Consider the following 9,141-nt stretch of genomic DNA (forward strand, 5'->3'; position numbering starts at 1 on the left):
CGTGCCGGACCCGACACCTCACGCGACATCGAAACGGAGACAGACATGGTGGACACCATCTTGTGGCAGGCGATTCAGGACAACGAGCTGGCACTGGCGGTCCTGCAGTACGTGTTCTCGGGCGTCAAGTAGGCCACCTGCGGTCATCCGGGGCAGATTCCGGCGAACTCCGGCGGGCCCGGGGGTTGACGCGCAGGGATCACCGACGAACCCCGGGTGAAGGCTCGGTGAAGTCTGCTCGAGGGGACACCCCGTACCGGGCCGTCATCCGCGGTTACTGGGGTGAGCCCGGAACGACAGAGACCAAGACCGTCACGTTCTACAGCTGACCCGACCCATCCGGTACCGAGCCGCCGGTCGCTCTCCCGAGCGGCCGGCGGTGTGCTGTGTCGGGAGTCGACCTTTTGTACACACATTCCCGGTGCGATTTCGGAAAGAGCTGAGCGACGATTTCGGGACGCATTACCGGGATCATTTCGCGAATTGGTCAGCTCGTCCGGCGTCGCCAGAAATGTCCGCTAATGTTTAGCAATGCTCACTGGCGCACGCGGAAATCGATGGCAGATCCGACTCGCCGCGGCAGCACTTGTGCTGGTCGTGGCCGCAGGTCTGTCCATCGTCTCGTCCGGCCCGTCCGCGGCGGCGCCGGTGGTGAACCCTCAGGCCGGAAAGGTCGTCGCGCACGCCGATTTCCAGGTCCGGCGAGACGGTTTCTCGTTCGAGAACTGGGGACCGAATGATGCGCTGCACACCCGCGGCCTGAGCATCGAGGGCATGCGTGCCGTCTTCGGTGACGAGGTCTGCGCCCGCATCGTGCTCGGGGTGTGTTCGCCGACGACGGTGGCCGAACTCGTGCAGCAGGAATTCAACGAGTCGATGTCGGGCGGGCACTGCTTCGGAATGGCCGCACTCGCCGGACTGTATGCCACCAAGCGACTGAACCCGTTCCCGTTGGCGATGCCGTGGCAGTCCGTCTACAGCATCCGCCCGTCGGCACCGCTCGACGAACTCATCGCCCGGATGTTCATCACCCAGGGGTTCCCGCCCACCGACCTGGCGCAGTCCGAGGTCACGGTCACCCAGGCACTGTCCCGTCTGCGGTCGGCGTGGGCGCGCAACGACAACTACGTCTTGGCGATCTACACCGACGAGGAACAGAGCGCCGGACACGCCATCAACCCGATCGCGATCCGCGACCTCGGGCAGGGCAAGCGCGGCATCGTCGTGTACGACAACAACTTCCCCGGTGTCGAGAAGATGATAGTCGCCGACCCCGCCGCGAACAGTTGGTACTACTCGACCGCGACCAATCCGTCGGAGCCGACCCTGCTGTTCCAGGGCTCCCCGCTCAACAAGATGATGCTCGTCCCGTTGGCGCCGATCCTGGCACGTCACCAGGATCCGGAACTGCGCAGTGACGAGACCGTGGTCATCGTCTCGGACAACAACGGTGGCGCGCGCGGCGCAGGCGACGTCGACTGGGACGTGCGGGTCACCGACCCCGCCGGTCGTGCGATCCCGGGCGTCGACAAGAAGATCCTCTTCAACAACGACAACTCCGCGACCTTCACGGTGCCTGCCAACCGCAAGTTCAGGATCATCGTGGACGGGGTGGAAGCGGGTCGTACCGCGGACATCGACGCCACGGTGCTCAGTGCGGGCGGCGTGGTCGCGATGGGCGATCTCGAGGTGCCCGCAGGCGCCGTCGCCGTGATCGACGCCGATCCGGCGCGTCACGGGATGAGGGTGACCTCGTCTGCGCCGTCGACCGCGGAGTTCGAGGTCGCGACCGAGGATTCGCTGCGCTCGTTGTCGACCGAGACGTCGCAGCTGGCAGTCGGCCCGGGATCGGCGGTGTCGGTCGGAACCGCGAGTACCGGTGTCACCGTCCGGTCGGAGGGACGGGCGCAGCGACTGCGTCTGGAGGTTGAACGAAGTGACACCTTCACCGATCGGATCGCCGTCAGCCCGACGTCGATCTCGCTGCCCGCGGGCGCGACGGTCATGGTGCCGGTGAACCTGTGGCCCGGGTTCGGACCGGTCCCGGCGACCGTTCGTAGCGGTCCGTCGATCACCCCTGTGCCCCTGAGCATGCGGTGAGGAATACGTCGGGCGGTGGCCGCCTCGCACTGGCCGTCCTGGCCGCGACTGTGGTGGCGTTGTCCGCGTGTGCGGACGGAACGACGCCCGTCTCGACCTCGAGCAGCAGCGCCACGGCCGCCCCGGTCGAGTATCTCGACGAGGTGACGGTTCAGCGGGTGCGGTACCCGACCCCGGATGACGGTGACACAGACCAGAATTGGGCCGAGCTGTATCTACCCGCGGGTGAGCAGCGGGTCGATTCGATACCGCTCGTGGTCCTCGTCCACGGTGGCGCGTGGCAGAGCGCCCTGGGCGCCGATGTCTTCGAGCCGCTCGCGCGCGACCTCGCCGGCCGCGGGATGGCCGTCTACAACATCGAATACCGCCGTGTCGGCTCGGGCGGCGGATGGCCGACGACGTTCCGAGACGTCGCGAGCGCCCTCGATCACGTCGTCGTCGTGGACCGGCAGTTTCCGCAGATCGACACCGACGACGAGCTGATCGTCGGGCACAGTGCGGGCGCCCAGCTCGCGGTCTGGGGCGGCACCCGGCACAAGCTCGACGACGACGAGGTGGGCGCGCGGCCGCTGTTCCGCCCGACCCGGGTTGTCTCGCTCGCCGGTCCACTCGACATGACCTATGCGGCAACGCATGGCGACGACCGCATCGTGACCGCCCTCGGAGGCACCCCGGCGCAGGTTCCGCAGCGGTACACGATGGTCGATCCCATCCAGAACATCGACCCCGAGACTCCGGTGGTCGCCGTTCACGGAACGGCCGACCGCATGGTCTCGCCCGCGAACTCGGAACGGTACGTCGCCGCTGTCGTGCGCGAAGGCGGGGAGGCCGAGGCCGTTCTCATCCGTGGCGGCAACCACGGATCGGTGGTCACCTCGGACGCACCCGAGTACCCGCGGGTCCTCGACATCATCACCGGGGCGTCGGCGGCCGACGTGCAGGACGTGGCCTGAGCGGGTACTCGACCACCGTGACCGTCGCGACTGCGGGGCCGGCTCAGAAGGCCACGAGACTCGCTGCCGGCGTGTACTTCTCCCGCCTGATCCGGCGCGGGGGCATCCGTCGCCGCTTGAGGGCCCGGACCCCCGCCTCGACCATCGCGGGCGGGCCGCAGAGATATGCCGCGTGGTCGCGGCAGGAGTCGAAGTCCGCCACCATCGCATCACCGACGTAACCTGTGCGGCCAGACCACTGTTGGCGACTGAGACAGGGCGTGTACCGGACGTTTGGGTGCTCGGTCGCGAGTGCGCGCCAGAAGTCGACGTCGTACAGTTCGGCCTCGGTGCGGACGCCGTGGTAGACGTGGATCTCGCGATCGGGGTCGGTTTCCAGCGCGGCTCTTGCGATCGCCTTCAGCGGCGCGAGGCCCGTACCCCCGGCGAGCAGGATGAGTCCGACTCCCGGCTCGTCCTCTCGATGACAGAAGTCACCCCAGGGCCCCGTCATCGACACCGACGATCCGACGGTCAGCGAATCGAAGATCCACCCGTCGGTGGCCAGACCGTCGGGTTGCCGGCGGATGTGGAACTCGAGGGTGCGGGATTCGCTGGGCGGGTTGGCCATCGAGTACGGACGTGTCTGGTCCGTGCCCGGGATCGACAACTCGACGTACTGGCCCGCGGTGAACTCGAACGGGTCGTCGAGCGACACCGTCACGGAGACCGTGTCGTCGGCGACCGTGGTGAGGGAGCTGACGGTTCCGGCGAGATCGCGCAACGCGTGGTGGTGCGCGCCGGACTCGTCCGCGGGTGGTTCGACGACGATGTCGGTGGTGGGCGTCGACTGACACGACAGCACGTATCCCTGGTCCCGCTCGCCGTCGGACAGCACGGTGTCGGGGGTCGGCGGCGCGTCCACCATTCCGCCGGTGACGCGTACCTTGCAGGTACCGCAGGTTCCCTGGTTGCAGGAGTTGGGAATCCACACACCCTGACGTAGCAGGGCATCGAGAACCCGCTGCCCGGATCCGCAGGTCACCGAGGTCGTAGGCGTGTCGATGCGGAAGGTCGTCGGGTCGGACCGGGTCGTCGGGTCGGACATCGTCACACCTCCCAGACCGTATGCAACGACGTCGGGCCACGGAAACCCCAACCCCAGAACTCGACGTCGCTGCTGTCGTCGCGCTCGAGGTTCGGGATCGACTCGAACAGCTCCTCGAGTCCGATTCGGCACACGTGGTTGGCGAAGTAGATGCCGGCACACGCGTGGTTGCCGGCACCGAATGCCAGGTGAGGCAGGGGCGGTCGCGTGATGTCGTACTCCGACGGCGCCTCGTAGACCGAGTGGTCGTGGTTGGCCGATCCGTACGACATCAGGACCACCGAGCCCGCCGGCAGGTCGACGCCGGCGACCTCGGTGTCCGTCGTGCTGATCCGGGCGGTCGCCGACCAGATCGGCGACGTCCACCGCATGCCCTCGGAGATCGCGCGCGGGATGAGACCCGGCTCGTCGACGACTTGCTCGAACTGATCCGGGCGACTGAACAGACCGACGAGTGTCGACGCCATGGCGTGACCCGGCTCCTGCATCGCTCCGAGGAGGTAGACGTACAGCGTCGGATAGATGTAGTCGCGGTCGCGGGTCTGCCCGTCGGGCATCCCGTCGTGCAGCCAGTGCGAGATCGCGCTGTCGTCGGGATTCTCGATCCAGTTGTCGATCAGCGGATCGACGATCGACTGGATCTCCAGCTTCGCGGCGTCGGCCTCGGCGAAGCCGTCCGGGTTGGTGAACTCGCCGTTCTCGTCGACTCCCGCATTGGTGAACGACACCGACAGTTTGTGGAACCATTCACGCAACTTGTCGGAACTCACCGACTGGAGGCCGAGCAGGTCGCCGAGCGCGCGGACGCTGACGGGTTCGCAGTACTGGGCAACGAGCTCGGCGCGCCCCACATCCTCGAAGTCGCTCAGGTATCGGCGGGCGATGGGCCGGACGAGGTCGTCGATCCACCGGTCGACCTCCTGGGGCTGCAGGGCCGGGTCGACCATGGACCGCAGGTCCTCATGGATCGCCCCGTTGACCCCGATCACCGCCGGGTGTCCGAAGGTCCGCCCGCCCGCCTTGGTGATGACCGCCTCGAAGTCGGGGCTGGTGGCAATCGTCCGGCAGATGTCCGCGGTCGTGGCTACATAGGAGCCCAGGATCGGGATGTACGCGAGCGGTGCCTCGACGCGGAGACGCTCGTAGACGGGGTAGGGGTTGCGTTCGAGCTCGGTCATCGTGATGTCGTCGATCCACGACATGGTGCTGGTCATGGGTTCCTCCGCTGTGTTCGTCTCGAGGCCGGGGGTCTGCGCCGGCAGGCTGTCGGCGACCCGGTGCGAGGTGACACTAGGGACCGCCGGACCGGCGGTCGATACGGTTCGCGCGCCGGCGGCACCGATCGCGCGACGATGTGATCGCAGTCTCTGAGGAGGGTGGCGAGTGTGACCGGTCACCGGGTTGAATCGAGACGCGGGACCCTTGCGTGACCGGAGTACGAGGAAGACATCCATGCGGAGCACCACATCCACCAGTGACTGGGAGACGGCGCATCGTGCCGTCGAAGAGGTGTACTTCCCGCATGAGCTGACCGCGCTGTCGTCGCCGGATCAGCTGAATCTGAACCTGCAGACCGTCGAGCTGGGACCGGTCACGATCGGCAAGCTCAACTGGGGGACCGATGTCTCCATCTCCTGCGACTATCCGGGCGCCTACGAGATCAACATCCCGGTCCGCGGCGTCCTGGACTCGCGCGCCGGATCGGTGCAGACGACGTCCGAGGAGGGGACGGCCACGGTCTTCACCGCGGACCGCCCGTCGACGATCACCCGGTGGTCGGCGGACTGCGTCGTGGTCGGGGTGAAGTTCGACGCCGAGTACCTCGAACGTGAGGCCGACCGGGTCCGGGCGTCGGCGCTGCGTTCACAGTTGCGGCTGCCGGATCAGCTGGATCTCGCCGGACCCGACCAACAGGCATGGTTCGGGCTCGTGCGTGCATTGTCGGCTCAGGTGCGCGAACCCGCCGACCTCCTGTCGAACCCGCTGGTCGGACCGCAGCTGGCGAGCGCGATCAGCAGCGCGTTCCTCCTCGCTGTCTCTCCGGAAGAGGCGGGTACCGGTCTGCGCCCGCGGATGGTCAAGCGCGTGCTCGACGCGTTGCACGACGATCCCGGACGCGACTGGCGTCTGGCGGACATGGCCGAACTGAGCGGCTCGAGCCTCCGACGACTGCAGGAGGGCTTCGCCGAACACGTCGGTGCGAGTCCGACCCAGACGCTGCGGGACATCCGACTCGACCGGGCTCACCACGACCTCACCGAACCGGACAACACCGACACGGTGGCCGAAGTTGCTGCGCGATGGGGCTTTTCGAGCCCCAGTCGGCTGGCGGCCGCGTACAAGAAGCGCTACGGCATCCCGCCGTCGGAACACCGTCGGCGGTAGCCCTTTGGGACGTCCGGTCGAATCTGAGTCGGACCTTTGCAGTTCAGGCCCCATCGTGTCGTCGATCGGTTAGTTTCCGCACTGCGTGACCTCCGGACGTACCCATCGAAAGGCGCGGCCATGAAACGTCGCCATGCTCTGCTCGCCATCTTCTTCAGTCTTGCGCTGGCGGTGTCCGGGGGAGGGGTCGCGGCGGCCGCACCGAATCCCCTGAGATCGTTGGACTTCGGATCGCTGGGCGGGCCGGAGGCGGGTGGATGTTCCGCACAGTTGTTGTACAACGACGAACTGTTCGGTCCGAAGATTCTGGCGACCGATGCCCCGGTGGGTCCGCAGTTGAGGGGTTACGACCGGCTCGCGGGTCTGAGTCCGAGCGAGTTCCTGCAGACGTATCGGAAAGGGGACAAGTGGGACTATCCGGACCACGACGGATACACGCTGAACCCCGACGGGTCCGCCAAGAAGTCGGTGACCACCCTCAACCCGAACAAGCGGATAGATCGCTATGGTCCCGCCAATGGTCGCTTCCTGGCCCCCGCGGGCACGCACTACAAGAGGCGGGCGCTTCCGCCGGAGAACCTCGTCGACAAAGACAACCCTCAGTTCTGCAACTATCACGTGTACGTGGTCATGCGCCCGGTGAAGGTGTGGATCGGACGTATCGCCAAGGGCTTCGGTCAGCCGGGCGGCGGCATTCAATATCAGATCGACCAGCAGCTCCTCGATCCCGGGTTGATCGAGGACCATCGCGGATGTTTCAACGAGACAAGCGGTTTCGTCAACACCCAGTGGTTGCTGTGTTCGGGTGTGCTCGAGAGCGTCTTCCCCGGATGACGTCGGGCGCCGACGACCAGCTCGACCCCGAGATGCGCAGCCGGATAGCCGATCTCGCGGCGACGATGTCGGCGGAGCCGTCCGATGTGCCTCGCCTGGGTCACATCCCCGACGACGCGACGCCCTCGTGCGTGCGTGACTCGGACGGTGTGTGGCACTTGATCATCCGCGAACGCGGCACGGTGATGTTCGACCGGCAGTCCAGCGATCCAGAGGAGTTTCTGAGCTGGGTTGCGGTGGCGATCGCCGAAGCGGCGTCGTATCGGCTGCACTCGCCCGGCGCGCCCGACTATCTGCGCCGCATATGGGCAGAACAGTATCGGATGCTGACCGCGGCCGACCCGGAGTGGGCCCGTGCGTGGTTGGAGCGGACCCGGACAAGGTTGGTCGACCAGGGAGCCGACGATCGTGAACTGGCGCAACTGCCGGGCCGGCATCCCGGCTGAGACGAGGTTGGGAATCGGCGTCCACCGGTGTGGGCGGCGTAGCGGTGCAGGTTCGCTATCCCGAACTTGAAGACGATCGTAGGACCACCACGGTTGGTCGAGCTATCCTCATGCTCGTTCGACGATGCGGCACAGCCTGTTTCAGGCCGGTTATGTGGAGTCCACTCGAGTCCGAAGAGGGTCAGGGCGCGGGCCAGTTGTGGATCCGCGGCGTCAATGGGGGAGTGGTCGAGAACGCCGGAGTGGGGCTGATGTCGGGGTCGGCGGCGCGTTCATAGAGCGCCCACATGCGCAGCTGGTCGCCGTGTCGGGAGTCGAACTCGATCCCGTCGACCGCTGCATGGCCGTGGTCGGTGAGGGCGTAAATCCAGCGGGAGATGGCCTGGGTGAGCCCGCGGGGCCGGCCGTCCCGCAACGCGGCGGTGTCGAGGTCATCGAGCCCGTAGCGGATCGCGAGCGGCCGAAACACCGTCCGGAGGGTGGCGAGGCTGTCCGGGTCGGCGGGCACCGCGAACCGTCCGGTCAGGGTGCCGTGACCGATCATCCGTAGATCGCACCACGATCGCGGAACGTGGCCGGGCGGCAGCGCGGGGTAGTCCTGCTCGTCTTCCTCGTCGACGACGATGTCGTCGAGCTCGGCGATCAGTTGTGGGCTGGGTCGGGCGAAGGCGAGGACTTCGAGGTAGCAGGCCAGGGGAGTGTCGGCGCAGTACAAGGTGCGCCACACCCCCGTCGGGGTCGTCCCAGCGGCCGGCGAAGCGGTCGTCGGTGGCGTACTCCCATGGTGTCCACTCCCACGGGCTGGGCGCGTATCCGACTCGATATATGGGCGTGGCAGTCCGGATGCTGGTGGTGATCGGGCCGTGCGGGGTGCTGATCGTCGAAGGCTGTGGTTGGTTCATCCCACCGCGGCGAATTGGCGGGCGGCGGCGAGTACTTGCGGTCCGACGTCGGCGAGCTCGCCGTCGCGCAACAGCAATGCCGGCGCCCGGTCGTCGAGGACCGGGTTGAGGCCCTGGAACCAGGCTTGTGCGACGGCGGGGGTGTCGCGTTCGGTGATCAGGCGGGCGGCGCGGTAGGCGATCCGGAGCCGTTCGACGTCCTCGGGGTTGGCGATGGTGCGGGTGCCGTCAGCCCATTGCCGCACCGCCCGGGTCTCGCTCACCCGACCCAGGTAGGCGACCAGCCGCGCGCCGAGCAGATCTCGCAACGCAGCCACCAGTTCGGGCTGCGACATACGAGCCGCCTCGGCGTAGGCAGCTAGTGTTCTGAGTCATTAATTCGTGTGCAGTAGTGGGCGATGGAGTCGAGGATCTGGTCAGCGGTCTTGACCCAC

Annotated in this window: 9 protein-coding genes; 5 read left to right on the top strand and 4 right to left on the bottom strand. The window is 67.0% G+C overall.

Annotated elements, in window-relative coordinates:
• Positions 1–531: 531 nt before the first annotated feature.
• Together B1818_RS22635 and B1818_RS22640 are read left to right on the top strand one after the other, a co-directional pair.
• The gene (locus B1818_RS22635) at positions 532–2,100 is read left to right on the top strand and encodes a hypothetical protein (protein WP_078114083.1); all 1,569 of its coding nucleotides are present in this window, start codon (positions 532–534) and stop codon (positions 2,098–2,100) included.
• A gap of 50 nt (positions 2,101–2,150) precedes the next feature.
• Positions 2,151–3,053 carry a S9 family peptidase gene (locus B1818_RS22640; RefSeq protein ID WP_078114088.1) on the top strand — a complete coding sequence of 301 codons (903 nt, stop codon included), beginning with the start codon at positions 2,151–2,153 and terminating at the stop codon, positions 3,051–3,053.
• A 43-nt stretch (positions 3,054–3,096) separates the two neighbouring features.
• Here B1818_RS22640 and B1818_RS22645 read toward each other — a convergent pair whose 3' ends face one another.
• Both B1818_RS22645 and B1818_RS22650 read right to left on the bottom strand, forming a co-directional pair.
• Positions 3,097–4,140, bottom strand: coding sequence for a 2Fe-2S iron-sulfur cluster-binding protein (locus B1818_RS22645; RefSeq protein WP_078114084.1), 1,044 nt, complete (start codon positions 4,138–4,140; stop codon positions 3,097–3,099).
• A gap of 2 nt (positions 4,141–4,142) precedes the next feature.
• The gene (locus B1818_RS22650; RefSeq protein ID WP_058253063.1) at positions 4,143–5,354 is read right to left on the bottom strand and encodes a cytochrome P450; all 1,212 of its coding nucleotides are present in this window, start codon (positions 5,352–5,354) and stop codon (positions 4,143–4,145) included.
• Between the two features lie 238 nt (positions 5,355–5,592).
• Between B1818_RS22650 and B1818_RS22655 the strand changes: the two genes are divergently transcribed.
• The 3 genes from B1818_RS22655 to B1818_RS22665 all read left to right on the top strand — a co-directional run bounded on the left by B1818_RS22655 (position 5,593) and on the right by B1818_RS22665 (position 7,805).
• Complete coding sequence (locus tag B1818_RS22655; protein WP_058253049.1) at positions 5,593–6,525, top strand: AraC family transcriptional regulator; 933 nt, start codon at positions 5,593–5,595, stop codon at positions 6,523–6,525.
• 120 nt (positions 6,526–6,645) lie between these two features.
• Entirely contained in the window at positions 6,646–7,359 is a 714-nt protein-coding gene (locus tag B1818_RS22660) for a TNT domain-containing protein (protein WP_058253050.1), read from the top strand.
• Positions 7,356–7,805 (top strand): Imm63 family immunity protein, encoded by a 450-nt coding sequence (locus B1818_RS22665; RefSeq protein ID WP_058253051.1) that lies wholly within the window; start codon positions 7,356–7,358, stop codon positions 7,803–7,805. Before B1818_RS22660 ends, B1818_RS22665 begins: the two co-directional genes overlap by 4 nt.
• A gap of 181 nt (positions 7,806–7,986) precedes the next feature.
• Here the strand turns inward: B1818_RS22665 and B1818_RS22670 are convergent, their stop codons facing one another.
• Positions 7,987–8,532: an RES domain-containing protein gene (locus tag B1818_RS22670; protein ID WP_223258854.1), complete on the bottom strand. Its 546-nt coding sequence runs from the start codon at positions 8,530–8,532 to the stop codon at positions 7,987–7,989.
• A gap of 171 nt (positions 8,533–8,703) precedes the next feature.
• Positions 8,704–9,042, bottom strand: a complete 339-nt coding sequence (locus B1818_RS22675) for a hypothetical protein (RefSeq protein ID WP_033204248.1) — start codon at positions 9,040–9,042, stop codon at positions 8,704–8,706.
• Positions 9,043–9,141: the final 99 nt, after the last annotated feature.

The sequence above is a fragment of the Gordonia sp. IITR100 genome (assembly GCF_002009645.1).
Taxonomy (GTDB): Bacteria; Actinomycetota; Actinomycetes; order Mycobacteriales; family Mycobacteriaceae; genus Gordonia; species Gordonia hongkongensis.

Bases quoted from the DNA above. Each gene is read 5' to 3' on its own strand.
- B1818_RS22650 (WP_058253063.1), bottom strand. From the start codon at position 5,354: ATGACCAGCACCATGTCGTGGATCGACGACATCACGATGACCGAGCTC.
- B1818_RS22675 (WP_033204248.1), bottom strand. From the start codon at position 9,042: ATGTCGCAGCCCGAACTGGTGGCTGCGTTGCGAGATCTGCTCGGCGCG.
- B1818_RS22645 (WP_078114084.1), bottom strand. From the start codon at position 4,140: ATGTCCGACCCGACGACCCGGTCCGACCCGACGACCTTCCGCATCGAC.
- B1818_RS22665 (WP_058253051.1), top strand. From the start codon at position 7,356: ATGACGTCGGGCGCCGACGACCAGCTCGACCCCGAGATGCGCAGCCGG.
- B1818_RS22635 (WP_078114083.1), top strand. From the start codon at position 532: ATGCTCACTGGCGCACGCGGAAATCGATGGCAGATCCGACTCGCCGCG.
- B1818_RS22660 (WP_058253050.1), top strand. From the start codon at position 6,646: ATGAAACGTCGCCATGCTCTGCTCGCCATCTTCTTCAGTCTTGCGCTG.
- B1818_RS22655 (WP_058253049.1), top strand. From the start codon at position 5,593: ATGCGGAGCACCACATCCACCAGTGACTGGGAGACGGCGCATCGTGCC.